This window comes from Streptomyces sp. MMBL 11-1 (assembly GCF_028622875.1).
In the GTDB taxonomy this organism is placed as follows: domain Bacteria; phylum Actinomycetota; class Actinomycetes; order Streptomycetales; family Streptomycetaceae; genus Streptomyces.
Genome location: NZ_CP117709.1, coordinates 5,516,883 through 5,543,645 on the forward strand (window position 1 = coordinate 5,516,883; position 26,763 = coordinate 5,543,645).

The window sequence follows — 26,763 nt, forward strand, 5'->3', positions numbered from 1 at the left end:
GGGGTCGGTGTCACCCGCACACGGTGCCGGACTTCGGCACCGTACCGTTCAACAGATAGCCGTCCACCGCCCGTTGCACACAGGCGTCCTTGCTGTTGTACGCCCCGTGTCCCTCGCCCTTGTAGGTGAGCTCGACGCCGACGCCCTCCCCGAGCTTCTCCGCCATCGCCTTCGCGCCCGCGTACGGGGTCGCCGGGTCGCCGGTGTTGCCGATGACCAGGATCGGGGCGGAGCCCGGGGCGCTGACGTCCGGGGTCTTCCAGGCGCCCGCCACCGGCCAGCCGGTGCAGCTCATCAGCCCCCAGCCCAGATAGTCCCCGAACAGCGGGGACGCCTTGCGGAACGCGGGGAGTGCCGCCTTCGTCTGTTCCAGGGAGAACCGCTGCTTGCTGTCGGCGCAGTTGATGGAGATGTTGGCGGCGTTGGAGTTGTCGTACCGGCCGTCCTCCGAGCGGCCGTTGAGCGAATCGGCCAGGGCGAGGAGCAGCCCGCCGTTCCCGCCGCCCGCCTCGTCCAGGCCCTGTTCCAGCAGCGGCCAGGTCTCCTTGGAGTAGAGCGCGGAGGCGATGCCGGTGGTGGCCAGCGTCTGCGTCAGCGCCCGGTCGCCGAGCCCGTCGACGGGCTCCTTCTCCAGCTCGGCCAGCAGATCGGCGATGGCCTGCTCGACCTCCCGCTGGGTGGCCCCCGGCAGCGCGCAGTCGTCGCGTTCCGCGCAGTCCTTCGTGAAGTTGTCCAGGGCGAGCTGGAAGCCCTGGGCCTGGCCGATGGAGGACTGCTCGGCGTCCTTCGTGGGGTCGACCACCGCGTCGAAGACCGCCCGGCCGACCTTGTCCGGGAAGAGGTGGGCGTAGACGCCGCCCAGCTCCGTGCCGTACGAGATGCCGAAGTAGTGCAGCTTGTCGTCGCCCAGTACCGTGCGCATCAGGTCCATGTCGCGGGCCGCGTTCGTCGTGCCCACGAAGGGGAGTTCGGGGCCGGAGTTCTCCTCGCAGTCCGCGATGAAGTCCTTCTGACCCTGGACGAACTGCTTCTCCTCGGCCGCGTCGTCCGGGGTGGAGTCCTCCTGGTAGAACGCGTCGAGCTCGGCGTCGTCCGAGCACTGGACGCCCTCGCTGCGGCCGACCCCGCGGGGGTCGAAGCTCACCAGGTCGTACCGGGTGCGGAGCGTGTCGTACTCGGTTCCGAACGCGGGCAGCGTCGCGACGCCGGACGCGCCGGGCCCGCCGAAGTTGAACACCAGCGAGCCGATCCGCCGCTTCTGCTCCTTGGCCTTCGCCCGTACCAGCGCCAGCTCGATCGTGCGGCCGTCCGGCTCCGCGTAGTCGAGGGGGACGTCCATGAAGGAGCACTCCCACACCACGCCGCCCGGCAGCGGGGACGGCGACTCGCCGCCGCCCTGGGCCTCGTTCGGAGGCGGGCACGGGGACCAGCTGAGCTTCTGCGACGCCAGGTCGTCGGCGGTGGAGGACGGCGAGGCGGTCGACGCCCCGGTGGGCGTCGAGGACCCCTCCCCGTCGCCGTCGTCCGAACAGGCGGTCAGCGGCAGCAGCACGGTGGCGGTGGCGGCGAGGGCGGCGGCGCGCAGAGCGGGGGAAGTCCTCATGTCCCCATCGTGCGGCGGGGCACCGGGGAGCGCGGCCGGGCGCGGTCCATGCGGGTGGCGGAGCCGCTGCAGCCGCCGGGCCCCGCTCGGCTACAGCTCGCCCTTGCGGGTGAGCTGGTTGAAGCAGATCCACCCCGGCAGCACCGGCAGCCACAGCGTCATCACGCGGTACAGGACCACCGCGGGCGCCGCGACCTCCTTCGGCAGCCCGACCGCGATCAGGCCCAGCGTCAGGGCGCCCTCGACCGCGCCCACCCCGCCCGGCGTCGGGGCCGCCGAGCCGAGCGCGTTTCCGGCGAGGAAGACCACCGCGATGCTCGCGTAGCTCAGCTGGGGCACGTCCGGGCCGCTGAACGCCCGGATCGAGGCGTCCAGGCAGAGCACGAACAGGCCGGTCAGCAGCAGCATGCCGCCGATGCCGGTGAGCAGCTTCTGCGGCCGCTGCACCACGTCCAGCATGCGCGGCACCACTCCGGCGAACAGCGAGCGCACCCGCGTCACCACGAACTTGCGCAGGAAGGGGACCGCCGTCACCACCAGCACCAGCACCGCGACCGTGAGCAGGCCGGCGATCACCGTCCGGGACGGGGTCAGCGAGTCCGGGGTCCGCTCCGTGCCGGTGAGATAGCCGAACAGCGCCAGCAGCAGGATGTGCGCGCCGAGCCCGAACAGCTGCGAGGCCCCGACGCTCGCCACCGCGAGACCAGGGCGCACCCCGGCCCGCTGGAGGAAGCGGGTGTTCAGCGCCACGCCCCCGACCGCCGCGGGCGCGACGATCTTCACGAACGAGCCGGCCACCTGCGCCTTCACGGTCTTGCGGAACGGCACCCGCTCCGGTACGAAGCCCAGCAGGCTCATCGCCGCCGCCACGTAGCTCAGCGCCGAGAAGCCGAGGGCGGCCGCCACCCAGCCCCACTCCGCCTGCTCCACGACCGTCCCGAAGTCGGCCTGGGTGACCTGGGAGATCAGGTAGTACGCGGCGATGGCCCCGGCGATGAAGCTGAACAGGGTGCGGGGCTTGATGCGCTCCAGACGGACCGGTTCGACCGGGGCCTGCGGGCGGATCAGCAGCACCTGACGGCGGATCTGGGCGAGCAGATCCTCCTCGCGGGCCTCCTCCAGCGCGTCGTCGATGGCGCGCTTCTCGGCCTGCTTCTCGGTGCGCAGCGACTTGCGCTCCGCCTTCTGGTCCGCCTTGGGCACCGTCCTGGGGCCCGTCCGCCGTTCGCCCTTCCGGTCCGCGCCGTGCTCCGGGAGGGCCTCCCCGGCGGACTCCGCCGCGTCCCGCGCCTTCGCCTGCTTGGCCGCCTGCGAGGCCTCCACCACCGCCTCCCGCTCGCGCTGCGAACGTTCGCGGGCGATCCGGCGCAGCGTCGCCCGGGTGGAGCGGCTCAGCGCGATCGGCTGGAGCAGCGGCAGACAGTCCGCCACCGCGTCCGGGCCGAGTACGGCCAGCGCCCCGGCGACGGACCGCTCGGCGCCCACCCGCAGCCCCAGCGTGGTCAGCAGCTGGGCCACGTCCATCCGCAGCACCAGATCGCCCGCGGCGATCTCGCCGCCGCGCAGATCCGTTACGAACGCCCTGCCGGAACGATCCACGAGCAGCGCGTCACCGGTCAGCCTGCGGTGTGCGATCCGCCGTGACTGGAGGGCCTTCACCTGACGCCAGGTGCCGCGCACCAGCTCGTCGGTGATCTCCTCGTCCTCCATCGAGTCCAGCGTCCGGCCGCCGATGTGCTCGTAGACGAGCATCACCGCGTCGGGGCCCAGCTCCGAGGTGGCGATCAGCTTCGGCGCGTTCGCCCCGGCGGCGATGGCCGCGTACGCGAGCAGCGCCTCCTGCTCCAGCGCCTGGCGCAACGACTGGATCGAGCGCCGCTGGGTGATCCCGCGCAGCGTGAGCCGCCGCCAGGCCCGGTAGAAGAATCCCTGGGCCTGCTGTTCCCGGTCGACGACGGTGACGTCCAGCGGCGGGCCGTCCTCCAGGGTGACCAGATAGCGCCGCCCCCGGTCGTTCTGGTCGGCGTGGTCCGGGGCGTCCTCGGTGCGCATCGCCGCGACCGGGCGGAAGCCCACGTGACGCAGACCCGCCATCAGGTGCTGGCCGGTGGGGCGGACGTTCGGCGAGCCGACCGCGTACAGCGTCCCGTACGCCACGGTCCAGCCGATCAGCACGGTGAGGATGATCGAGAACGGGGTGGTGTACCCGCCGACGAGCATCGCGAACGCGTCGAGCAGCAGCACCACCCAGAGCACCACGCGCCAGCGCGGCCGCCGTGCCATCCCGACCGCCGTCATGTACGCGATGACCGGGGCGAGATAGCCGTGTACCGGGTCGGTCAGCCCGCCGGCCGTCTGGGGCTGGGTCAGCGCGTCCTGGATGGTGCCCGGAGCGGACCGCGAGACCCAGAGGTCGGTGGCGAGCGTCACCCCGTGGGCGAGCACGGCGGCGAGCACGCCGTCCGCGATGCGGAGCCCGTCGCGTTTGATGAGGCGCTCGATGGCGAAGGCGACCGGCACCAGCAGTACGGCGATGCTGGACACCAGACCGGCGATCTTGATCAACAGGTCGGGCGCCTGCTCGGTGCCCTTGGAGATGTCGTCCTCAAGACCGGTGGTGGTGCCCTGGGCGAACGCCGAGATCGAGAACAGGACCGCGATCGCCAGCACCCCGATGAGCAGCCGCACCAGGTCGGAGGGGCGGTGCACCCGGGCGGGGAGCAGCGGCTCGTCGCCGGAGACGTGGTCGGTCGAAGCGGCCTCGGCGGAGGCCAGGGTCGAGCCGGCCAGATGTCCGGTGGTGGATGTCGTGGGGCCGTCGGCACGGGGGGCCCCGGTGGCGGAGCGGGCCGCTCCGGAGGACTCGGAATCGCCCTGCGGGCGCTCCCCGGCATCGGAGGCGTCCGCCGCCTTCGGTGGCTGCACGCCCTGCTCCTTCGTCGCCTCTGGTTCGTCTTCGTGTTCTGGTATCACCGGTCACCGCTCGCATGATGGTGGCACGGCCGGTAGACAGAGGAGGGCATCAGGGTGCATTGCGCGGGCGCGGGAAGCGCAACATACGCTCCTTTCCACCCGTGTGCACGTCGGGTGCCCGGACGGTCACCGGCGCGGCCGGGCTGTCGGTGGCGTACGGCAGGATGGGACGGATGAGCCAGGACCAGACGGGCAGGGGCGGGTCCGGCACCGCCCCGGCCGGCGCCGAACTGCCGGAGTACGCGGAGCGCGTCCTCGACGTGACCGATCTCATCCCGCCCGGCCGGGTGATGACGTACGGCGACATCGCGGAGTGGCTGGGCGAGGGAGGACCCCGCCAGGTCGGCCGGGTCATGGCGCTGTACGGATCGGCCGTGCCGTGGTGGCGCGTCGTCCGCTCCGACGGGACGCTGCTCCCCGCCCACGAGCTGCGGGCGCTGGACCACTACCGCGCCGAGGGCACCCCGCTGCGCGAGGCGTCGCGCCAGACGGAGGGGCACATTCCGCGTATCGACATGCGGCGCGCCCGCTGGGACGGCGGCGCAGACGGCGGGCGGGCGGATGCCGCGCCCGATGACGGGCACGGTCCGGGGGGCGCGGTCGGTCGGGGTGGCTCGGGCAGTCCGGGCGGCCGGGGTGGTGTGCGTGGCCAGGGTGGTTCGGGCGACCGGGGTGGTCCGGGCGGTCGGGGTGGCGCGGGTGGTCCGGGCGACCGGGGTGGCGCGGGTGGTCCGGGCGGCGCGGGCGAGATAGCTCACATCTGACAGCTTCCGCCATCGGCCTCCGGCGGGTACGGCCCGGCGCGGCAGAGCACGTGACGAGGGACGCGGCACAGCCGCTGCCTCCCGCGCCGTCGCTGGCGTAGCGTCGTCATCACGCGGCACGCTCCGCCCCTCCCTCTTCCCCGGCTGCACCGACCCCGCCCTCCATCACCCGTACACCCGCGCACACCCCGCGTACACCCACCAGGACCGGCGATCCACGTGAGTTCCTCCACCACCCGGCACAGTCCGCACCGTGAGTCACGGCCGCGGACCACGGGTGCGTACCGTCTGGTGCGCACTCCGCCGGGCTCCGTGGATCCCCCCCTCCTGGACGCAGGCCAGCGCGCGGTGGTTGACCACCCCGGCGGCCCGCTGCTGGTCCTCGCCGGGCCCGGCACCGGCAAGACCACCACCCTCGTCGAATCCGTCGCCGCACGGGTGAACCGCGGCGCCGACCCGGCCCGCATCCTCGTCCTCACCTTCAGCCGCAAGGCCGCCGTCGAGCTGCGCGACCGGATGGCCGCCCGCCTCGGGGCGGCCCGGGGCCCGCAGGCCACCACGTTCCACTCGTACTGCTACGCCCTGGTCCGGGCCCACCAGGACGCCGATCTGTTCGCCGATCCACTGCGTCTGCTGTCCGGACCCGAGCAGGACGTCACCGTCCGCGAGCTGCTCGCGGGCCAGCTCGACCTGGAGAAGGAGGGCCTGGCCCACGTCCGCTGGCCGGACGAGCTGCGGTCCTGCCTGACCACCCGCGGCTTCGCCGACGAGGTGCGCGCCGTGCTGGCCCGCAGCCGTGAACTGGGTCTCGGCCCGGACGCGCTGGCCGCCTTCGCCCGCCGCACCGGCCGCCCGGACTGGACGGCGGCGGCCCAGTTCCTCGCCGAGTACCTCGACATCCTCGACGCCCAGGGAGTCCTGGACTACGCGGAGCTGGTGCACCGCGCGGTCCTCCTCGCCGAGCGCCCCGAGGTCGCGGAGCGGCTGGCCGGGAGCTACGACGCGGTGTACGTCGACGAGTACCAGGACACCGACCCGGCCCAGGTGCGCCTGCTCCACGCGCTGGCGGGCAACCGGGGGCGCGCGCCGTACGACCGGGGGCGCGGTGCGGATGCGCGCGGCGGGCGGACCCTGATCGCCTTCGGCGACCCCGACCAGTCGATCTACACGTTCCGGGGCGCCGATGTGAACGGCATCCTCGACTTCCCGGACACCTTCCGCCGGGCGGACGGGGGCCCCGCGCCCGTGGGCGTCCTCACCACCTCCCGCCGCTCCGGGGCCGGACTGCTCGCGGCGACCCGGCTGCTCACCCGCCGGATGCCCCTGACCCGGCTGCCCGCAGAAACGGTCCGCGCCCACCGCGACCCGGCTGCCGTCCGGGACGGCGGCCAGGTCGAGACGTACACCTACCCGACCGCGTCCACGGAGCTGGAGAACATCGCGGACCTGCTGCGACGCGCCCATCTGGAGGACGGGGTGCCGTGGCAGGAGATGGCCGTGCTGGTACGGGCCGGAGGCCGCTCGCTGCCCGCCGTCCGCCGCGCCCTCACCTCCGCCGGCGTCCCCCTGGAGGTCGACGGAGACGATCTGCCGCTGCGCCACGAACCGGCCGTCGCCCCCCTGCTGACGGCGCTGCGGACGGTGGCCGCGGCGGCGCTGCGCCACGGCCCCGCCGAAGCGGAAGCGGAAGCGGAGGATCAGGCCGAGGAGGGAGCCGCCGCTGAGCGGGCCGATGAGGCAGCAGACCAGAGGGCCGATGAGGGAGCTGAGGAGGCAGCCGGGAGGCGGGCCGAGGAGGCAGCGGGAGAGGGAGCCGAGAAGAGGGCCGAGCAGGGAGCGGGAGAGGGAGCCGAGAAGGGGGCCGAGGAGGGACCGGGGGCGGCAGCCGAGGAGGGCGCGGAGGAGGGTTCCGTTCCCTGGATCGACACCGAGACCGCCCTCACCCTCCTCGCCTCGCCGCTCGGCTCCATGGACGCCGCCGACCTGCGCCGCCTCGGCCGGGCCCTGCGCGACGAGGAGCGCGCCGCCGGGATCCGGGTCCCCGCCCCCTCCGACGCCCTGCTGGCCCGCGCCCTCGCCGAGCCCGAACGGCTCGTCACGCACGACCCGGCGTACGCCCGCGGAGCGCAGCGCCTCGGTGCGCTCCTGCGCAAGGCCCGCGAGCTCCTCGAAGGCGGCGGCACCGCTGAGGAGGCCCTGTGGGCCCTGTGGAACGGCACCCCCTGGCCCGGCCGGCTGGAGCGGGCCGCGCTGCGCGGCGGGGCGGGCGGGCGCAACGCCGACCGCGATCTCGACGCGGTGTGCGCCCTGTTCGACACGGCCGCCCGCGCCGAGGAGCGCACCGGCGGGCGCGGGGCCCTCAACTTCCTCGAAGAGGTCGACGCCCAGGACATCGCCGCGGACACCCTCTCGCGGCGGACCGCCCGCCCCGACGCCGTACGCCTGATGACCGCCCACCGCTCCAAGGGCCTGGAGTGGCGGCTCGTCGTCGTCGCCGGGGTCCAGGAAGGCGTCTGGCCCGACCTGCGCCGCCGGGGTTCCCTCCTGGAGGCCGACCGGATCGGCCGCGACGGACTCGCCGAACCGCTCACACCCGGGGCCCTCCTCGCCGAGGAGCGCCGGCTCTTCTACGTCGCCGCCACCCGCGCCCGCGACCGCCTCGTCGTCACCGCCGTGAAGGCCCCCGCCGACGACGGCGACCAGCCCTCCCGCTTCCTGAGCGAGCTGGGCGTCGAACCCCGCGACGTCACCGGCCGCCCCCGCCGACCCCTCGCCGTCGCCGCGCTCGTCGCCGAGCTGCGCGCCACCACGGTCGACCCGGCCGCCTCCGAAGCGCTGCGCGAGGCCGCCGCCCACCGCCTCGCCCGGCTCGCCGCGCTCACCGACGACGAGGGGCAGCCGCTGGTGCCCGCGGCCCACCCCTACCGCTGGTGGGGCCTGGAGGAGCCGACCCGCTCCGCCGTCCCGCTGCGCGACCGCGACCGGCCCGTCACCCTCTCCGGCAGCGCGCTGGACCAGCTCGCCAACACCTGCGCCCTCCAGTGGTTCCTGGGCCGCGAGGTGAAGGCCGACGCCCCGGCCACCGCCGCCCAGGGGTTCGGCAACGTCGTCCACGTACTCGCCGACGAGGTCGCCTCCAGCCGCACCCCCGCCGACCTGGACGTCCTCATGGAACGCCTGGACTCCGTGTGGAACGGCCTCGCCTTCGACGCCCCCTGGAAGTCCGAGCAGGAGAAGGAGCACGCCCGCGCCGCCCTGGAGCGCTTCCTGCACTGGCACGTCCTGGACCGGGGCGGCCGCACCCCCACCGCGAGCGAGCACGACTTCGACGTGACGCTGGAGGCGGGCGAGTACGCCGTCCGCGTCCGGGGCTCCATGGACCGGGTCGAACAGGACGCCGAGGGCCGGGCGTACGTCGTCGACTTCAAGACCGGCAAGGGCGCGCCCACCAAGGACGAGGTCGCCGCCCACCCCCAGCTCGCCGTGTACCAGCTCGCCGTCCGTGAGGGCGCGGTCGACGACCTCTTCGACGGCCGCCGCCCCGAACCGGGCGGCGCCGAACTGGTCCAGCTCCGCCAGCCCGCCCCCAAGAAGGAGGGCGGCGACGCCTTCCCCAAGGTCCAGGCCCAGGAACCCCTGGCGGGGGAGTGGGTCTCCGGCCTGCTCGCCACCGCCGCCGGAAAGGTCCTGGACGAACGCTTCACACCCACCACCGGCGCCCACTGCGCCCACTGCACCTTCCGCGCCTCGTGCAGCGCGCAGCCGGAGGGCCGTCAGGTGGTCGATTAGCCGATCACAGGCCCTTGACCGATCAGAGGCCGTCGGCCGATCAAAGGCCGTTGACCGGTCAGGGGCCCTCGACCGGTCAGAGGCCGCCGGGTGGCCAGAGGCCGTCGGTGGCCGAGCGGTCGGCCGGGCATCCGGTTCGTGCCGGGTTGTCGGTGGGGCCGGTTACCGTTGCTCGGGTGTCCTCACGCATCACCGATCCCGAGCAGCTCAAGGAGCTCCTCGGGATCCCGTTCACCCCGGAGCAGATGGCCTGCGTCACCGCGCCGCCCGCCCCGCAGGTGATCGTGGCCGGAGCCGGGTCGGGCAAGACCACCGTGATGGCCGCCCGTGTCGTCTGGCTGGTGGGCACCGGACAGGTCGCGCCGGAGCAGGTCCTCGGCCTCACCTTCACCAACAAGGCGGCGGGCGAGCTGGCCGAGCGCGTCCGCAGGGCACTGATCGCCGCCGGGGTCACCGACCCCGACGTCATCGACCCGGACAACCCCCCGGGCGAGCCCACCATCTCCACGTACCACGCCTTCGCCGGCCGCCTCCTCACCGAGCACGGCCTGCGCATCGGCCTGGAGCCCTCCACCCGCCTCCTCGCCGACGCCACCCGCTACCAGCTCGCCGCGAAGGTGCTGCGCGAGGCCCCGGGACCGTACCCGGCGCTCACCCGGTCCTTCCCCACCCTGGTCAGCGATCTCCTGGCGCTCGACGGGGAGCTGTCCGAACACCTCGTACGCCCGGGCGCTCTGCACACGTACGACACCGGGCTGCTGAGCGCCCTGGAGCACACGAAACTCAGCAACGCCGACCTGCGGAAGATCCCCGAGGCCGCCGAGGCCCGCCGCTCCCTCCTCGCCCTCACCGAGCGCTACCGGGCCGCCAAGCGCAGCCGGGACCTGGTGGACTTCGGCGACCAGATCGCCCTCTCCGCCGAGCTGGCCCTGACCCGGCCCGAGGTCGGGAGGATCCTGCGTGAGGAGTTCCGGGTGGTCCTCCTCGACGAGTACCAGGACACGTCGGTGGCCCAGCGGCTGCTGCTCTCCGCCCTGTTCGGAGCCGGTACGGACGCCGCCGCCACCGGCCACGCGGTGACCGCCGTGGGCGACCCCTGTCAGGCGATCTACGGCTGGCGCGGCGCGTCCGTCGCCAACCTCGACGACTTCCCCGAGCACTTCCCCCACGCCGACGGCGCCCCCGCCACCCGCTACAGCCTCAGTGAGAACCGGCGCAGCGGCGGCCGTCTCCTCCAGCTCGCCAACGGCCTCGCCGAACCCCTGCGGGCGATGCACGAGGGCGTCGAGGCGCTGCGCCCCGCCCCGGGGGCCGAGCGGGACGGCATGGTCCGCTGCGCCCTGCTGACCACGCACACCGAGGAGATCGACTGGCTCGCCGACTCCCTCGCCCACCTCGTGCGCACCGGCACCCCGCCGGGCGAGATCGCCGTCCTGTGCCGCACGGCCGGGGACTTCCCCGCGATCCAGGCGGCGCTGGTCGCCCGGGACGTCCCGGTCGAGGTCGTCGGCCTCGCCGGGCTGCTGCACCTGCCGGAGGTGGCGGACCTGGTCGCCGTCTGCGAGGTCCTCCAGGACCCGGGGGCCAACGCCTCCCTGGTCCGCCTCCTCACCGGACCGCGCTGGCGCATCGGCCCCCGTGACCTCGCGCTCCTGGGCCGCCGCGCCCGCCTCCTCGTGCACCGGGCGGGCCACGCGGACGACGCCGACGCGGACCAGCGGCTCGCGGAGGCGGTCGAGGGCACGGACCCGGCCGAGGTGATATCGCTCGCGGACGCGCTGGACACCTTCCTGGTCGTGGGGGACGCGGCCGACGACGGGCTGCCGTTCTCCGCCGAGGCCCGCGTCCGCTTCGCCCGCCTCGCCCGGGAGCTGCGCGACCTGCGCCGCTCCCTCGCGGACCCCCTGATGGACGTCCTGCACCGCGTCCTGGCCACCACAGGACTGGAGGTCGAGCTGTCCGCGTCCCCGCAGGCGCTGGCCGCCCGCCGCCGCGAGACCCTCGCCAACTTCCTGGACATCGCGGCCCGGTTCGCCTCCCTGGACGGCGAGGCGACTCTGCTCGCCTTCCTCGGCTTCCTGCGGACCGCCGCGCAGTACGAGAAGGGCCTCGACAACGCGCTGCCCGGCGGCGAGAACACCGTCAAGGTGCTCACCGCCCACAAGTCCAAGGGCCTGGAGTGGGACGTCGTCGCCGTGCCCGGACTGGTCACGGGCCAGTTCCCGAGCGACCGTGCCCGGGAGGCGTGGACCGCCCAGCCCCAGGTGCTCCCGCACGCCTTGCGCGGAGACGCGGAGACCCTCCCGGCCCTCGACACGCGCGACGGCCTCGACGCCAAGGGGATCAAGGCGTTCAAGGCGGAGATGAAGGAGCACCAGCACACGGAGGAACTGCGCCTCGGCTACGTCACCTTCACCCGCCCCCGCTCCCTTCTCCTCGGCTCCGGCCACTGGTGGGGTCCGTCGCAGAAGAAGACCCGCGGCCCGTCCGCCTTCCTCGACGCGCTGTACGAGCACTGCGCCGCGGGCCACGGCGAGATCGAGGCCTGGGCGGACGAGCCCGCCGACGACGAGGAGAACCCGGCCCTCGTGGAGCGGGACGCCGACCTGGCCTGGCCGCTCCCGCTCGACGTCGACGCGCTCGCCCGCCGCCGCGCCGCCCGGGACACCGTGCTGGCCCACCTGGAACGGCTGGCCACAGGCGAGCCTTCGGACGAGCCCGATGACGTACCGGTCGACGAGGCGCTGTTCGAGGAGGGACCGGTCGAGGAGGGTCCGGTCGAGGAGGGTCCGGTCGACGAGGACTGGGACTGGGACTGGGACGCACTCCCCACCGAACGGCCCCCGGGCTCACCGGGCGCACCGGGCGCGGCACCGGCCACCGCACCGCGGACCGCGCAGGACACCCCACCGGAGACCGCACCTGACACGGGACAGGTCAGCGCACCGCCCCCGCCCCCGCACATCCCGGCCGCCCGCCACCCCCAGGAGGCGGGTACCCCGCAGCGGCTCACGCCCGAGGAGGCCCGCACCCTCGCCTCCTGGGACCGGGACCTGGACTCCCTGGCCGGGGAGCTGCGCCGCGCCCGCGCCACCGTGCGCGAGGTTCTCGTGCCCGCCGCGCTCTCCGCCACCCAGCTGCTGCGCCTGGCCGAGGACCCCGACGCCTTCGCCAAGGAGCTGGCCCGGCCCATGCCCCGCCCGCCCCAGCCCGCCGCCCGCCGGGGCACCCGGTTCCACGCCTGGGTGGAATCGCGGTACGAGGAACTGCCGCTGCCCATGCTCGGCCCCGACGAACTGCCCGGGGGCGACGAGAGCGACGCGGAGATCGCCGACGAGCGGGACCTCGCCGAACTGAAGGAGGCGTTCGAGCGCACCGCCTACGCCCGGCGTACGCCGTACCGCGTGGAGACCCCGTTCCAGATCACCCTGGCGGGTCGCGTGATCCGGGGCCGGATCGACGCCGTCTACCGCACGGGCGACCGGTACGAGATCGTCGACTGGAAGACCACCCGCCACCGCACCGCCGACCCGCTCCAGCTCGCCGTCTACCGGCTGGCCTGGGCCGAGCTGCACGATCTGCCGCTCGAAGCGGTCACCGCGACCTTCCTCTACGTACGCAGCGGGGAGACCGTTCATCCGCAGGACCTGCCGGGCCGGGCCGAACTGGAGCGGATCCTGCTGGACGAGCCGGCCCCCGAGGACGGATAGGCTCAAGAGCATGAGCGAGACCCCGGACAGCGCCGTCCGTACGTACACCGAACAGCACCGCGCAGCCTTCCTCGACGACCTCGCGGAGTGGCTGCGTATCCCGTCCGTGTCCGCGCAGCCGGAGCGCGACGGGGACGTACGGCGCAGCGCGGAGTGGCTGAGCGCCAAGCTCAAGGAGACCGGCTTCCCGGTCACCGAGATCTGGGAGACCCCCGGAGCCCCGGCGGTCTTCGCCGAGTGGCCCAGCGAGGACCCGGACGCCCCGACCGTCCTGGTCTACGGCCACCACGACGTACAGCCCGCCGCCCGCGAGGACGGCTGGGCCACCGACCCGTTCGAGCCGGTGATCCGGGACGGCCGGATGTACGGACGCGGCGCGGCCGACGACAAGGGCCAGGTGTTCTTCCACACCCTGGGCGTCCGCGCGCACCTTGCCGCGACCGGCCGCACCACCCCCGCCGTGAACCTCAAGCTGCTGGTCGAGGGCGAGGAGGAGTCGGGCTCCCCGCACTTCCGCGCCCTGGCCGAGCAGCGGGCGGCCAGGCTCGCCGCCGACGCGGTGATCGTCTCGGACACCGGCATGTGGGACGAGGACACCCCGACCGTCTGCACCGGCATGCGCGGCCTCGCCGAGTGCGAGATCGAGCTGTACGGCCCCGCCCAGGACATCCACTCCGGATCGTTCGGCGGAGCCGTCCCCAACCCGGCCACCGAGATCGCCCGCCTCGTCGCCGCCCTCCACGACGAGGACGGCAAGGTCGCCGTCCCCGGCTTCTACGACGGGGTCACCGACCTCACCGACACCGAGCGGGCCCTCTTCGCGGAGCTGCCCTTCGACGAGGCCACCTGGCTGCGCACCGCGAAGTCGGGGGCCGCGGCCGGCGAGGCCGGATACTCCACGCTGGAGCGCGTCTGGGCCCGCCCCACCGCCGAGGTCAACGGCATCGGCGGCGGCTACCAGGGCGCCGGCAGCAAGACGATCATCCCCTCGTCGGCCCTGGTGAAGATCAGCTTCCGGCTGGTCGACGGCCAGGACCCCGACCACGTCCAGCAGGCCGTCCGGGCGTGGGCCGAGGCCCGGATCCCGGCGGGCGTCCGCCACCGGATCGCCTTCCAGCCGGCCACCCGCCCCTGCCTGACCCCGCTGGACCACCCCGCCCTGAAGGCGGTGGCCCGCGCGATGGGCCGGGCCTTCGGGAAGAAGATCCTCTTCACCCGCGAAGGAGGCTCCGGCCCCGCCGCCGATCTCAGGGACGTGCTCGGCGCACCCGTCCTCTTCCTCGGTATCTCCGTGCCCTCCGACGGCTGGCACGCCCCCGACGAGAAGGTCGAGCTCGACCTGCTGTTCAAGGGTGTGGAGACGACCGCCCACCTGTGGGGCGAGCTGGCCACGGCACTGCGCTGAACGCCCGGGACTGCTGAACGCCCGGAACCGGAACTCCGCTGAATCCTCTGCACACCCTCCACGTACCTGTGCACACCCGATCCACCCAGGGGGAGTAGGAAGCACCTGTGAGCACCTTCGACAACGCCACCGCAGACCGCCCGATCGGCCTCACCGCCCCGAGCGGCATCGACCGCGCGGCACACCACCGCCTCGACGAGGCGTGGCTGGCCGTGGCGTGGAGCCACCCGACGACCCGCGTCTTCGTCGTCTCCGGCGGCCAGGTGCTGATCGACGACACCCCCGACGGGGGCACGGAGATCGTCATGACCCAGGCCTTCGAGGCCCCGGTCACCGAGACCCACCGGTATTTCCTCGGCACCGACGAGGGTGGCGTCAGCTACTTCGCGCTCCAGAAGGACGCGCTGCCCGGCCGCATGGACCAGTCGGCCCGGCCCGCGGGACTCCGCGAGGCGGGTCTTCTCCTCGGCCCCCGTGACGCGGGCCTGATGGCGCACGCGGTCGCCCTGGAGAACTGGCAGCGGCTGCACCGCTTCTGCTCCCGCTGCGGCGAGCGCACCGTCATCGCGGCGGCCGGCCACATCCGCCGCTGCCAGGCCTGCGGCGCCGAGCACTACCCGCGTACCGACCCGGCGGTCATCATGCTGGTCACCGACGACCAGGACCGGGCCCTGCTGGGCCGCCAGGTGCACTGGCCGGAGGGCCGCTTCTCCACGCTCGCCGGGTTCGTCGAGCCGGGGGAGTCGATCGAGCAGTCCGTGGCCCGTGAGGTGTACGAGGAGGCCGGGATCACCGTCGGCGAGGTCGAGTACATCGCCAGCCAGCCGTGGCCGTTCCCCTCCAGCCTGATGCTCGGCTTCATGGCGCGGGCGACGTCCTTCGACATCACCGTCGACGGCGAGGAGATCGAGGAGGCCCGCTGGTTCTCCCGCGAGGACCTCACCGCCGCCTTCGAGTCCGGCGAGGTCATGCCGCCGTTCGGTATCTCGATCGCGGCGCGCCTGATCGAGCTCTGGTACGGCAAGCTGCTCCCGAGGCCCGGCAGCGTGCAGCGGAACGGCTGAGCGACCCCGGACACAGCCCTGCCCCCGGCGCCGCCGGGGGCAGTCGTGCGCGTGACGGGCGGTGCTTCCCTCGGCCGGATCAGGCGGCGAGCGCCTGCTTCACCTGGGCGAGAGACGGGTTCGTCATGACCGACTCGGTGCCCGAGGGGGCCACGATCAGCAGCGTGGGGACCGTCTGGTTTCCGCCATTCGCCTTCTCGACGAACACGGCCGACTCCGGGTCGTGCTCGATGTTGACCTCGGTGTAGGCGATGCCCTCGCGGTCCATCTGGCTCTTCAGCCGGCGGCAGTAGCCGCACCAGGTGGTGCTGTACATCGTCACAGTGCCCGCCATGTCGCTGGCGCTCCTTCGTCTCGTCCGTACGCTGCGCGGCCCGCAGCGTCACTCGTGGTCCGGCCGCTGTCCGCGGCCTTCCCCAACCTTGAGGAACGTACGGGACTCGGCCACCATTCCCATCACGCCCCCGCGCCGTCGTCACACTGCCCTCGCACCGACCCCGCGCCGCCCTCGCACCGGTCTTGCTCCGTCCTCGCACCGGTCTCCGTACCGGCCCCCCGGGCCGCAGGGGCCGGTACGACGAATACCTCACCCCTGTGGACAACCGCCGCGCCCGCCCCGTGGGACCTGGCAGCATGGCGGTGTGACAGCAGCAACGCACTCCACCCTCTTCCCACAGGTCCCCGAGACCCCGGACGCCGTGCTCGACGGGCTCGACCCCGAGCAGCGCGAGGTGGCCCTGGCCCTGCACGGACCGGTGTGCGTGCTGGCCGGGGCCGGCACGGGCAAGACCCGCGCGATCACCCACCGCATCGCCTACGGGGTGCGGGCGGGCATCCTCCAGCCGGCCACCGTGCTCGCCGTCACCTTCACCAACCGGGCCGCCGGAGAGATGCGCGGCCGCCTGCGACAGCTCGGCGCGACCGGCGTCCAGGCACGGACGTTCCACTCCGCCGCCCTCCGGCAGCTTCAGTACTTCTGGCCGAAAGCAGTCGGTGGTGAGCTGCCCCGGCTGCTGGAGCGGAAGGTGCAGCTGGTAGCCGAGGCCGCCGCCCGCTGTCAGCTCCGGCTCGACCGCAACGAGCTCCGGGACGTCACCAGCGAGATCGAGTGGGCCAAGGTCACCCAGACCGTCCCCGCCGACTATCCGGCGGCGGTCGAGAAGAACCGGCGGGACGCCCCCCGCGACCCGGCGGAGCTCTCCCAGGTCTACTCGATGTACGAGCAGCTCAAGCGCGACCGGTCGGTGATCGACTTCGAGGACGTGCTGCTGCTCACCGTCGGCATCCTCCAGGACCGCGGCGACATCGCCGAGCACGTGCGCGGCCAGTACCAGCACTTCGTCGTCGACGAGTACCAGGACGTGAGCCCGCTCCAGCAGCGGCTGCTCGACCTCTGGGTCGGCGACCGGGACGATCTCTGCGTCGTCGGCGACGCCAGCCAGACGATCTACTCCTTCACCGGGGCCACCCCCGACCACCTGCTGAACTTCCGCACCCGCCACCCGGGGGCGACCGTGGTCAAGCTGGTGCGGGACTACCGCTCCACCCCCCAGGTCGTCCACCTCGCCAACGGCCTGCTGAGCCAGGCCCACGGCAGGGCCGCCGAGCACCGGCTGGAGCTGGTCTCGCAGCGCGACAAGGGGCCCGAGCCCGTCTACACCGAGTATTCCGACGAGCCCACCGAGGCCGAGGGCACCGCCCGGCGCATCCGCGATCTCGTCGCCGCGGGCGTGCCGGCCGGTGAGATCGCCGTGCTCTACCGCGTCAACTCCCAGTCCGAGGTCTACGAGCAGGCCCTCGCGGACGCCGGGGTGCCCTACCAGCTGCGCGGCGCCGAGCGCTTCTTCGAGCGGGCCGAGGTCCGCGAGGCGGGCACCGCCCTGCGCGGCGCGGCCCGCGCCGGGCGCAACGACTCCCTGCTCGACGACGCGGAGGGGCTGCCGTCCCAGGTGCGGGCGGTGCTCTCCACCAAGGGCTGGACCAGCCGGCCGCCCGCCGGATCGGGGGCCGTGCGCGACCGCTGGGAGTCGCTGGCCGCGCTGGTGCGCCTCGCGGAGGACTTCGAGACGGCGAAGCCCGGGGCGACCCTCACCGACCTGGTCCGTGAGCTGGACGAACGGGCGGCCGCCCAGCACGCCCCGACGGTCCAGGGAGTGACCCTGGCATCGCTGCACTCGGCGAAGGGCCTGGAATGGGACGCCGTGTTCCTGGTCGGCCTGACCGAGGGCATGATGCCGATCGCCTACGCCAGGACCGACGAGCAGGTGGAGGAGGAGCGGCGCCTGATGTACGTCGGGATCACCCGCGCCCGCGTCCATCTCTCGCTCTCCTGGGCGCTGTCCCGGTCGCCTGGCGGCCGGGCGAGCCGTCGGCCGACCCGCTTCCTGAACGGGCTGCGCCCGGGCTCGGCGGCCCCGGGCGCGCGGAGCGGGGCCGGGGGCGGCGGGGGCATCGACCGGGGCACCGGCCGGGCCGCGGGGGCGAGCCGGGCTCCGGCGGTCGAGCGGAAGCACCGGGGCCCGGTGCGGTGCCGGGTCTGCGGACGCACGCTCACCGACGCGGGCGAGATGAAGCTGATGCGTTGCGAGGAGTGCCCCTCGGACATGGACGAGGGGCTGTACGGGCGGCTGTACGACTGGCGCTCCGCCCAGGCGGCCCTGCTGGGCCAGCCCGACTTCTGCGTGTTCACCGAGAAGACCCTCATGGCGATCGCCGAGGCCGTTCCGTCCACCGAGGGCGAGCTGGTCGTCATCGCCGGCGTCGGCAATCGGAAGTTGAACCGCTTCGGCGCCGACGTTCTGGCTATCTGTGCAGGTGAGACGGTTGACGGTGAGCCCGAGGAGGGTGTCGACGAGAGCTGAGGAAAACTCGTGCAGAAAATAGTTTGCGCCCGCCCCAGTCGTCACCATAGGTTCTTAACCACGGGAACAGCGACTTCTCTGAAGCCCTGATTCCGTGCTGTACTTATCCGAATACGCAGGATCGGCCCTGGCCGGTCCCCCTGAGACGCCGAGAGGAGGCGATTGAAGTGATCAGCATCATCGAAACCCAGAAAATGACCGATCTCTCGGTCGTCTCCACCTGCTCGCTCGGCCTCACCCGCTCCTCGGCTGCCTCGCTTCGCGCCACCGGTCTGTCCGGCGTCTCCGCCGTCCGTCCGCTGTCCCTGGCGAGCCTCCCCGTGACGCGGGAGCGCAATGAGCGACCGATCGAGGCACCGGCGGCAGCAGTAGCGAAGGCAGCGCAGGCTCAGGCCTATGCCTTTGCGGCAGCCGGTGCCGGAGCCAAGAAGCAGACGCAGCAGCACCACACGATGTGGGCCTTCCGTGGGCCTGAACCCTGGAGTGATCCAGCCTGATCCAGTATCAGGCCGGCGCCTTCAGGGCCGCGGAACCCCACTCGGGATCCGCGGCCCTTTTGTTTTGTCCGAACGGACGAGACGGAACGAAGGAGCCTCGGGACAAGCAGGACTTGGTACCAGCAGCCGCCAACCGGCCAACAGGCCGGCACGACCAGACGAGGACACCACCCACCGTGCACATCGAAACGCACGCCCCGTCAGTACCGCTTTCCACCCCGATCTCGCCGCCCGGCTCCACGGAGGACTCCGCCTTGACCCCGCTCACCACGCTCACCGCGCTCGACGACGCCATCGAGAACCTCGGCGTGCCCGTTCCCTGCCGTTCCTACGACCCGGAGGTCTTCTTCGCCGAGTCGCCCGCCGATGTCGAGTACGCCAAGTCCCTCTGCCGCACCTGCCCGCTCGTCGAGGCCTGCCTCGCCGGGGCGAAGGACCGCCGCGAGCCGTGGGGTGTCTGGGGCGGCGAGCTCTTCGTCCAGGGCGTCGTCGTGGCCCGCAAGCGTCCGCGTGGCCGTCCGCGCAAGAACCCGGTCGCAGCGTGACCGCGACCTGTGGGGTCCCCGCCCCCACACGCAGGCTCCGCCTCGGAACGATCGACCGTCCCCAGACCCATGACCCCCGGAATCAGGCACCGATGATCACCCCCACGAAGGAGCCCGTCGGCTCCGCAACCCCCGACGTCACCATCATCGGCGCGAACGACTCGCGCCAGAACAGGACCCGCGAAATGCAACTCATCCCAGAAGCCATGGCTCGTGCGCATATGCACGACCGCCTGCGGGAGGCCCAGGTGGACCGCCAGTCGGCCCGCCTGATCGCCGCCCGCCGGATGCAGCGCCGAGCGGAGCGCGCCTCGCTGCGCGCCCGCCGCGCGCTGGCCATGGCGGTCATGCACTGACCGAGCACCCATCACCTCACCGCGGGGCCGTCCGGACAAGGGCGGCCCCGCGGTGCGTTGTGCGGACGCCCGTCCGGTCACGGGGATATCGTCAGGAGGTGGACGAGGAGACCCATCCCCCCGGACAACCCGCTGAGCACAGCGTGGTGTGCGCCCGCTGCGGCACCGCCGCCGAAGGCGACACAGCCCCTCCGACCTGGCTCTGCTCCGTGGAGGACGGACGCCGTCTCCTCTTCTGCGAGGGCTGCGCCCGCCTCCACATCCGCGCGATCGAGAGCCGACTCGATTCGCTCTGGTGGTGACCGAGGCCTCCCGGCCCGGCCTCCCTTACGCCTGGACGGGCTCCCCTTCCGGCTCGCCCTCCTCCTCGGTGTACTCCGAGTCCGCCGCCCCCGAGCCCGCGGCCCCCGTGTCCACCGTCTCCGTGTCTTCCGTCTCCGTGCCTTCCGAGAGGAACCCCGGCAGCCACGCTTCGAGCTCGTCGCGCAGCCGGACCGTCGCGCCGAGCTGGCTCAGTACCCCGATCGTGCTGAGCGTGACCCGGTGTATGAGGACATAGGACGGGGGGAGATTCAGCTGCTTGCCGAGCTGATGGGCGGGGGAGCGCGGATCGGCTATCCGGGCCGCCTGTTCACGGATCCAGCCCCGGCTGAAGGTGAACTCCTCCACCCGCGTGGGCTCGATGATCGGGAGCAGGTAGTCGAGCACCGCGTCCGGGTCCAGTTCGATCGACTCCTTCACGAAGCCCTCTTCGCGCAGCAGCCCGTACACCCTCGCCGCGTCGCCCTCCAGCGTCAGCCGCAGGCAGTCGCCGATGTTCCGCGGCAGGCCGCCCGGCAGCCGGTCGACCGTGCCGAAGTCCAGCACTCCCAGCCGCCACGACCCGACCGGACCGCCGTCCCCCTCCGTATGCCCCGCGTCCTGCGCCGCCGGGGGCAGCAGCCGGAAGTTGCCCGGATGCGGGTCGGCGTGCAGCAGCCCGGTGCGTGCCGGGCCGGAGAAGAGGAAGCGGGCCAGCAACTGCCCCGCGCGGTCCCGCTGTTCCGTCGTCCCCTCCGCGATGACCTCGGACAGCGGGATCCCGTCGATCCACTCCGTCACCAGCACCTGGTCGGACTGGTGCACCACCTGAGGGATCACCACATCCGGGTCGTCCTCGAACTCCGCCGCGTGCTCCTGTTGGGCCCGCGCCTCCAGCTCGTAGTCCAACTCCTCCGCTACCCGGTCCCGCAACTCCTTGATCAGCGGTTTGACGTCCATCCCCGGGACCAGCGGGCCGAGCAGCCGGGCGAAACGGCTGAGTTGGGCGAGGTCGGAGAGCAATGCCTCGCCCGCGCCGGGGTACTGCACCTTCACGGCGACCTCGCGGCCGTCGTGCCACACCGCCCGGTGCACCTGCCCGATCGAGGCGGCAGCCGCCGGCGTGTCCTCGAACTCCAGGAAGAAGTCCCGCCAGTCCTCCCCGATCCGTGTTGCGAGAACCCCGTGGACCGTGCGCGCGGGCAGCGGCGGCGCGGCCTCCTGGAGCTTGGTCAGCGCGGCCCGGTAGGGTCCGGCGACCTCCTCGGGCAGAGCCGACTCGAAGACGGAGAGGGCCTGGCCCAGCTTCATGGCCCCGCCCTTCAGCTCGCCCAGGGTCTTGAACAGCTGGTCCGCCGTGCGCTGCTGCACCTCGCGGGCGACCAGCTCGGCCGACTTGCCGCCGATCCGCTTGCCCAGCCCCCATGTGGCACGGCCGGCGAAGCCGAGCGGAAGCGCGGCCAGCTTGGCCGTACGCGTAACCGCCTTCCGGGGAAGATCAGACATGTGCCCCTCCAGTTCCCAGACTGCCGTGCCGCTCGTGCCTCCGGGATTTCTCCGGCGTACGGCGGTCACCCCGCCATTGTGTCCTGCGCCGGAAGAGCACCGGAGGGCCGTTCCCTCATAGTGCTCCCGGCCGCCCCGCAGGAGCAGTCCGGGTGCGGGCCGATCGGCTCGGAACGCCAGTCCAGCAACGGGAGAGCGGCCTCCCAGCGAGCTCCGGTACTGGCAGGGAGGTCCCCGTCCAGAAACGCGAGGGCATGTGCCGCGGCGAGACCGGCGACCGCCGTCGCGAGCCCCAGATCGCAGGCGGGCACCGCTCCCCGCCGCCCGGATCGCCACTGCGCCAGCATCCGGGGCCACTGCGGATCCCGGTCCGCACGGTGCAGCTCCAGGCACCCCGCGCAGCCCGTGCCCCCGGGCAGGACGAGAGGCCCGACCACCCCGGTGGCCTCGATCACTCCGGCGTAGAGGTGAGGAGTGCCCGACGCGATCCAGGGGCCGGCCGTGTCCGCGACGGGTGCGTACACCGCGAGGCCGTCCCGGGGCGCGACGACGATCAGGGACAGGACGGGCTGTCCGGCGCTCCCCGGCAGGCCGGCCTCCGCTCCGTCCGCCGTCGCTCGCCGGGGAGCCGGTCCCGGTGCGGACCGGCGGACGAGTCGGCGGGCCGCCACGTCGCGCCGTTCCCCCACGGCTGCCGGGGGGAGCCCCGCGGGCGCCACGTCCCAGGGCTCGGCCCGGCCCCCGTCGAGCACTTCCACATGCCCCACCCCCGCACCCGAGAGCACCGAGGCGATGGACGCCCCGACCCGGCCGGCTCCCCGTACCTGGACCCGCATCGCCCGCCGGGCCGCCATCCGGCGCGTGCCGCCCCCCGGCTCGGGGCGGACGACCGACAGGGAGGCCACATCGGGGCGCTGGCGGTCCATCACCTCGGCGCGACGACACAGGACATCGGAACCCGGACCGGCCGACCTCGGGTCGTCCAGGAGCCCAGCCTCCGCCAACCGGGTCAGCAGGGTGTCCACCTGATGTTCCGACAGGTCCAGAGCGCGGGCCTCCTCGTGCAGGAGCCGCAGCCCGCGCGTGCCGTCGAGCAGTTCCAGAAAGCTCCCCGTGGCGAGGTCCACCGGTCCGAGCGCCACAGCATGTGCGGGTGTCACACCGAATTGCACGGTGTTCCGTCCGCGCCAGGCGCGACGCAGTGCGGGCTTCAGCATCGGATACATGATTTCTCCCCCGAGCGGTGTGGCGGGCACAGGTGTGCTCGCAGACCGGTTGATCCACGGGTCTTTCCGCAGGACCTCCGCCAGAATGCGGGGCCGCGCCGAACCGTGCCCGGAGTTGTCCACAGGTACCGGCCATCGATCATTCAAGCCCTTGATCGTTCAATCCTGTGGTCGTTCATATGCTGCATGCCGTGTGTGAATCGCCGCGGGAGCGTTCCCGGGCGGGACTTCCCCCACCGACAGCGGGTAACGTCGTGGCGTGCCCGCCGACCCGTCGCCCGGCTTCGCCGGGGAGCCCCCCGCGCCCAGCGCCGGAAGCCATCAGCGCAGCGCGGCAGCCCATCCGGCCCGCGCTTCGGCGACGAGCGCGGTCGAGGTCCGCCGGAGCACCCGACGCAGGAAGTCGGTCTCCGCGTACCGGGAGGGCGACCGCACGATCGTGCTCATCCCGGCCCGGATGTCGGAGGCGGAGGAGCGGCGCTGGGTGGGGGTGATGCTGGACAGGCTCGCCGCCCAGGAGAGCAAGCGCGTCCTGGGCGACACTGAACTCGCGGAGCGTGCCGGGCGCTTGTCCGCCCAGTATTTCGACGGTCGCGCCCGGCCCGTCTCGGTGCGCTGGGTGACCAACCAGAACACCCGCTGGGGCTCCTGCACGCCTGCCGAGGGCAGCATCAGGCTCTCGCACCGGCTGCAGGGCATGCCGGAGTACGTGGTCGACTACGTACTCCTCCACGAGCTGGCACATCTGCTCGTTCCCGGACACGGTCCGCGGTTCTGGCGGCTGCTGGAGGCGTACCCGCGCACCGAGCGCGCCCGTGGGTATCTGGAGGGTGTCGTGGCTGCCGACCGGCTGCCCCACCTGCCCGCCGCCCGCGAGGAGTGACCGGGGCCGGGCGCGTGCGCCGATTCTGTACCGGGTGTGTACCGGCTTGGCCCGATGTCGTCGTTTGCGGTTAGCCTGACGCGACGCATTTACCTTCGGGATGGGGGACGGTCGTTACGCATGGCCAGGGAATTCCAACGCGGCCACAAGGCCAAGATCAGTGATCTCACGCCAGGGACGGATCTGTACGTAGGTGTGCAGATCGCGGCCCCGGGGCTGACTTTCGACATCAGCTGCTTCGGCCTCGACGCCCATGAGCAGCTCTCCGACGACCGGTACTTCATCTTCTTCAACCAGCCGAAATCGCCCGAGGAGTCCATCCAGCTCCTCGGCGCCCAGTCCGGTGACACCGAGTCCTTCCGCGTCACGCTCGACCGCGTTCCGGCAGCCATCCAGAAGCTCTCCTTCACCGCGACGCTCGACGGTCCCGGCCAGATGTCCCAGATCGGCCCGGGATACATCCGCATCGTCGCGGGCGGCGAGGAAGTGGTGAGGTACTCCTTCACCGGGTCGGAGTTCACCACCGAGCGCGCCGTGATGCTCGGCGACTTCTACCTGAAGGACGTCTGGCGCTTCGCCGCCGTCGGCCAGGGCTTCGACGGTGGTCTCGACGCGCTCCTGAAGAACTTCGGCGGCGAGGTCGCCGAGGAAGAGGCGCCGGCCGCCGCCGCACCGGCCGCCGTGCCGGGCTTCGCCCCGCCGGCCCAGGCCGCCGCGCCCCCGGCCTTCGGTGCGCCGCCCGCGCCCCAGGCCCCGCAGCCCGCTCCGTCCTTCGGAGCCCCGCCCGCGCCCACGCCGCCGCCCGCACCGCAGCAGCCGGTGCACGCGGCGCCGACGATCGCGTCCCCCCTTGCTCCCCAGATGCCCCAGGCCCCCGTGGCTCCCCAGGCCCCGGTGGCTCCGCAGGCACCCCAGGCACCCCAGGCCCCTTCCCCGTACGGCCAGCCGCCGCAGCCGCAGCCGCACCCGTCCCCGTTCGGCCAGGTCCCGGGTCAGGGCGCCCCGCCCGCCGCTCCCTTCGGCCAGCAGGCCCCCGCTCCCTACGGGCAGCCCGCGCCGGCCCCGTACGGTCAGCAGCCCCCCGTCGGCATGCCGCCGGGTGTCCCGCAGGGCGTGCCCCAGGGAGCGCCGGCCACGGGCGCGGGCCTCCAGGCGGCCCTGCAGCCGTACAAGGAGACCGCCACCGGACAGCGCTGGACCCCGCAGAACCAGCAGCTCATGCGGGTCGACCTGACCATGGGGGGAGGCGGGGTCCTGGCCCGTCAGGGCAGCATGGTGATGTACCAGGGCAAGGTGGACTTCGGGTACAAGAGTGCCGGGTTCGTCGGCCGTGCTGTGGGCAACGCCACCGGCCAGGAAATGCAGCTGATGCGCTGTACCGGACGCGGCCAGGTCTTCCTCGCCGAGGAGGGTTCGTACCTGCATCCGATCGAGCTGCAGGGTGATGCCATCTGCGTCTCCGCCGAGAACGTCCTCGCCTTCGACGAGTCGCTCCAGTACGAGGTCCGCAGGGTCGAAGGGCACGGCATCCCCGGCGGCGCCCTGTTCACCATGCAGTTCCAGGGCACCGGCACCGTGATCGTGAAGACGCACGGCACCCCGGTCGTCCTGCCGGTCACGCCCACCACGTTCGCCGACTGCAACGCGGTGGTCGCCTGGTCGGCCGCCTCCCAGGTGATCGTCTCCAGCCAGGTCCGGCTGCGCCGCAACGCGTACCCCGGACACAGCGGGGAGACCGTGAACCTCCAGTTCCGGGGAGCCCCCGGCAACTTCATCGTCGTCCAGCCCTACGAGGTCTGAGGGAGCCCGTCATGAATCAGCAACTCGCGGGCTTCGCCCCGACCCCGGTCACGGCCCGTATGGAGAACCACGGCAAGACCATGCTCAAGGTCGCCATGGCCTCCGGGCAGGACCTCTTCGCGCGCACCGGCTCGATGGTGGCGTACGAGGGCTTCATCCAGTACGAGCCCAACCCGCCCGCCGCCCGTCAGATCGCCTCCCAGTGGATCACCGGCGAGGGCGCACCCGTCATGAAGTGCTCCGGCGACGGACTGCTCTACCTCGCCGACTACGGCGCCGACGTGGTCGTCGTCAACCTCAACAACGACTCGATCTCCGTCAACGGCACCAACCTCCTCGCCTTCGACGCCCACCTCACCTGGGGCGTCGAGAAGGTCAAGGGGCTCGCCAAGTTCGCCGGACAGGGCCTGTGGAACGTCGTCGTCCAGGGCACCGGGTGGGTCGCCATCACCTCGCGCGGCACCCCGATCGTCGTCGACTGCGGACGCGGCGAGGACGAGACGTACGTCGACCCGGACGCGCTCGTCGCCTGGTCCCCGAACCTCAAGGTGAAGGGCAAGCGGAGCTTCAAGGCCGGCTCGCTGATCGGCCGCGGCAGCGGCGAGGCGTACCAGATGGGCTTCTCCGGCCAGGGCATCGTCGTCGTCCAGCCGAGCGAGGACAGCACGGACCGTCTGCGGATCCGGAACTGACGGGGAGGGAGAACACATCATGCAGAGTCCGCTTTTCAGCCACACCGAGCAGCAGACCCAGGACCGCTACGCGATCCAGAACCCGCAGCTCCTGCGGGTCTCGCTGACCGGCCACGACGACGTCCTCGCCCGCAAGGGCGCGATGGTCGCCTACCAGGGCCTGATGGACTTCGACGGGGAATACCAGTCCCAGGGCCAGCGCCGCGCCCGCGCGAACACCGGCGAGGGCCTCGACCTGATGCGCGTGTCCGGCCAGGGCACCGTCTACCTCGCCAACCTCGCCCAGTACATCCACGTCGTGGACGTCGACCGCGAGGGGATGACCGTGGACAGCTCCTACGTCCTCGCGCTCGACTCCTCGCTGCACACCGAGGTCATCGCGGTGGACAGCCAGTACGGGATCTCCGGCAGCGGCAAGTACCAGCTCAACATCTCCGGCTCGGGCAAGGTCGCCCTCATGACCTCGGGCCGGCCCCTGATGATGCAGGTCACGCCCGAGAAGTACGTCAACGCCGATGCCGACGCGATCGTCGCCTGGTCCAGCTCCCTGCGTGTGCAGATGCAGGCCCAGACGCACTCCGCCGGTGTCTTCCGGCGTCGCGGCAACACCGGGGAGGGCTGGGAGCTGAGCTTCCTCGGCCAGGGCTTCGCCCTGGTCCAGCCGAGCGAGGTCATGCCTCCGCAGAGCGCCCAGATCGGTCAGGGCGCCCGAGCCCAGTTCGGCATGGGCCAGCAGGGCTCCCACGGCCAGAACCAGAACAACGCCTGGAACTGACCAGCGCCCATGGA

19 protein-coding genes are annotated in these 26,763 nt (G+C 72.8%); 14 read left to right on the top strand and 5 right to left on the bottom strand.

Annotation, left to right across the window (positions count from 1 at the left end; all coding sequences use genetic code 11):
- Positions 1-10 precede the first annotated feature (10 nt).
- Positions 11-1,603 carry an alpha/beta hydrolase gene (locus tag PSQ21_RS24775; protein ID WP_274033097.1) on the bottom strand — a complete coding sequence of 531 codons (1,593 nt, stop codon included), beginning with the start codon at positions 1,601-1,603 and terminating at the stop codon, positions 11-13.
- 90 nt (positions 1,604-1,693) lie between these two features.
- Positions 1,694-4,528, bottom strand: coding sequence for a lysylphosphatidylglycerol synthase transmembrane domain-containing protein (locus PSQ21_RS24780; protein WP_274033099.1), 2,835 nt, complete (start codon positions 4,526-4,528; stop codon positions 1,694-1,696).
- 221 nt (positions 4,529-4,749) lie between these two features.
- Between PSQ21_RS24780 and PSQ21_RS24785 the strand changes: the two genes are divergently transcribed.
- The 5 genes from PSQ21_RS24785 (at position 4,750) to nudC (ending at position 15,308) form a co-directional block, all read left to right on the top strand.
- Positions 4,750-5,340, top strand: a complete 591-nt coding sequence (locus tag PSQ21_RS24785) for an MGMT family protein (protein WP_274033101.1) — start codon at positions 4,750-4,752, stop codon at positions 5,338-5,340.
- A gap of 219 nt (positions 5,341-5,559) precedes the next feature.
- Positions 5,560-9,129, top strand: coding sequence for an ATP-dependent helicase (locus PSQ21_RS24790; RefSeq protein WP_274033103.1), 3,570 nt, complete (start codon positions 5,560-5,562; stop codon positions 9,127-9,129).
- A gap of 176 nt (positions 9,130-9,305) precedes the next feature.
- Positions 9,306-12,839: an ATP-dependent DNA helicase gene (locus tag PSQ21_RS24795; protein WP_274033105.1), complete on the top strand. Its 3,534-nt coding sequence runs from the start codon at positions 9,306-9,308 to the stop codon at positions 12,837-12,839.
- 10 nt (positions 12,840-12,849) lie between these two features.
- Positions 12,850-14,244 (top strand): dipeptidase, encoded by a 1,395-nt coding sequence (locus PSQ21_RS24800; RefSeq protein WP_274033107.1) that lies wholly within the window; start codon positions 12,850-12,852, stop codon positions 14,242-14,244.
- A gap of 107 nt (positions 14,245-14,351) precedes the next feature.
- Positions 14,352-15,308: an NAD(+) diphosphatase gene (gene nudC, locus PSQ21_RS24805; RefSeq protein ID WP_274033108.1), complete on the top strand. Its 957-nt coding sequence runs from the start codon at positions 14,352-14,354 to the stop codon at positions 15,306-15,308.
- Between the two features lie 79 nt (positions 15,309-15,387).
- Here the strand turns inward: nudC and PSQ21_RS24810 are convergent, their stop codons facing one another.
- Positions 15,388-15,642, bottom strand: coding sequence for a glutaredoxin domain-containing protein (locus PSQ21_RS24810; protein ID WP_274033109.1), 255 nt, complete (start codon positions 15,640-15,642; stop codon positions 15,388-15,390).
- Between the two features lie 307 nt (positions 15,643-15,949).
- On the opposite strand from PSQ21_RS24810, the gene PSQ21_RS24815 reads away from it, so the two are divergent.
- The 5 genes from PSQ21_RS24815 (at position 15,950) to PSQ21_RS24835 (ending at position 19,869) form a co-directional block, all read left to right on the top strand.
- Positions 15,950-18,169, top strand: coding sequence for an ATP-dependent DNA helicase UvrD2 (locus PSQ21_RS24815; RefSeq protein ID WP_274033110.1), 2,220 nt, complete (start codon positions 15,950-15,952; stop codon positions 18,167-18,169).
- A 167-nt stretch (positions 18,170-18,336) separates the two neighbouring features.
- Positions 18,337-18,666, top strand: a complete 330-nt coding sequence (locus PSQ21_RS24820) for a hypothetical protein (protein WP_274033112.1) — start codon at positions 18,337-18,339, stop codon at positions 18,664-18,666.
- 176 nt (positions 18,667-18,842) lie between these two features.
- Entirely contained in the window at positions 18,843-19,211 is a 369-nt protein-coding gene (locus PSQ21_RS24825) for a WhiB family transcriptional regulator (RefSeq protein WP_007460056.1), read from the top strand.
- Positions 19,208-19,567 (top strand): hypothetical protein, encoded by a 360-nt coding sequence (locus PSQ21_RS24830; protein WP_274033115.1) that lies wholly within the window; start codon positions 19,208-19,210, stop codon positions 19,565-19,567. Before PSQ21_RS24825 ends, PSQ21_RS24830 begins: the two co-directional genes overlap by 4 nt.
- A 98-nt stretch (positions 19,568-19,665) precedes the next feature.
- Complete coding sequence (locus tag PSQ21_RS24835) at positions 19,666-19,869, top strand: hypothetical protein (protein ID WP_274033116.1); 204 nt, start codon at positions 19,666-19,668, stop codon at positions 19,867-19,869.
- A 25-nt stretch (positions 19,870-19,894) separates the two neighbouring features.
- Here PSQ21_RS24835 and PSQ21_RS24840 read toward each other — a convergent pair whose 3' ends face one another.
- Both PSQ21_RS24840 and PSQ21_RS24845 read right to left on the bottom strand, forming a co-directional pair.
- Positions 19,895-21,373 carry an ABC1 kinase family protein gene (locus PSQ21_RS24840; protein ID WP_274033117.1) on the bottom strand — a complete coding sequence of 493 codons (1,479 nt, stop codon included), beginning with the start codon at positions 21,371-21,373 and terminating at the stop codon, positions 19,895-19,897.
- Positions 21,374-21,438: 65 nt separating this feature from the next.
- Positions 21,439-22,599: a ThiF family adenylyltransferase gene (locus PSQ21_RS24845; RefSeq protein WP_274033118.1), complete on the bottom strand. Its 1,161-nt coding sequence runs from the start codon at positions 22,597-22,599 to the stop codon at positions 21,439-21,441.
- A 259-nt stretch (positions 22,600-22,858) separates the two neighbouring features.
- On the opposite strand from PSQ21_RS24845, the gene PSQ21_RS24850 reads away from it, so the two are divergent.
- The 4 genes from PSQ21_RS24850 to PSQ21_RS24865 all read left to right on the top strand — a co-directional run bounded on the left by PSQ21_RS24850 (position 22,859) and on the right by PSQ21_RS24865 (position 26,749).
- Positions 22,859-23,482 (top strand): M48 metallopeptidase family protein, encoded by a 624-nt coding sequence (locus PSQ21_RS24850; protein WP_274033120.1) that lies wholly within the window; start codon positions 22,859-22,861, stop codon positions 23,480-23,482.
- A gap of 120 nt (positions 23,483-23,602) precedes the next feature.
- Positions 23,603-25,282 (top strand): TerD family protein, encoded by a 1,680-nt coding sequence (locus PSQ21_RS24855; protein WP_274033122.1) that lies wholly within the window; start codon positions 23,603-23,605, stop codon positions 25,280-25,282.
- A gap of 11 nt (positions 25,283-25,293) precedes the next feature.
- Positions 25,294-25,974, top strand: a complete 681-nt coding sequence (locus PSQ21_RS24860) for an AIM24 family protein (protein ID WP_097870404.1) — start codon at positions 25,294-25,296, stop codon at positions 25,972-25,974.
- A gap of 19 nt (positions 25,975-25,993) precedes the next feature.
- Positions 25,994-26,749 carry an AIM24 family protein gene (locus tag PSQ21_RS24865; RefSeq protein ID WP_097870405.1) on the top strand — a complete coding sequence of 252 codons (756 nt, stop codon included), beginning with the start codon at positions 25,994-25,996 and terminating at the stop codon, positions 26,747-26,749.
- Positions 26,750-26,763: the final 14 nt, after the last annotated feature.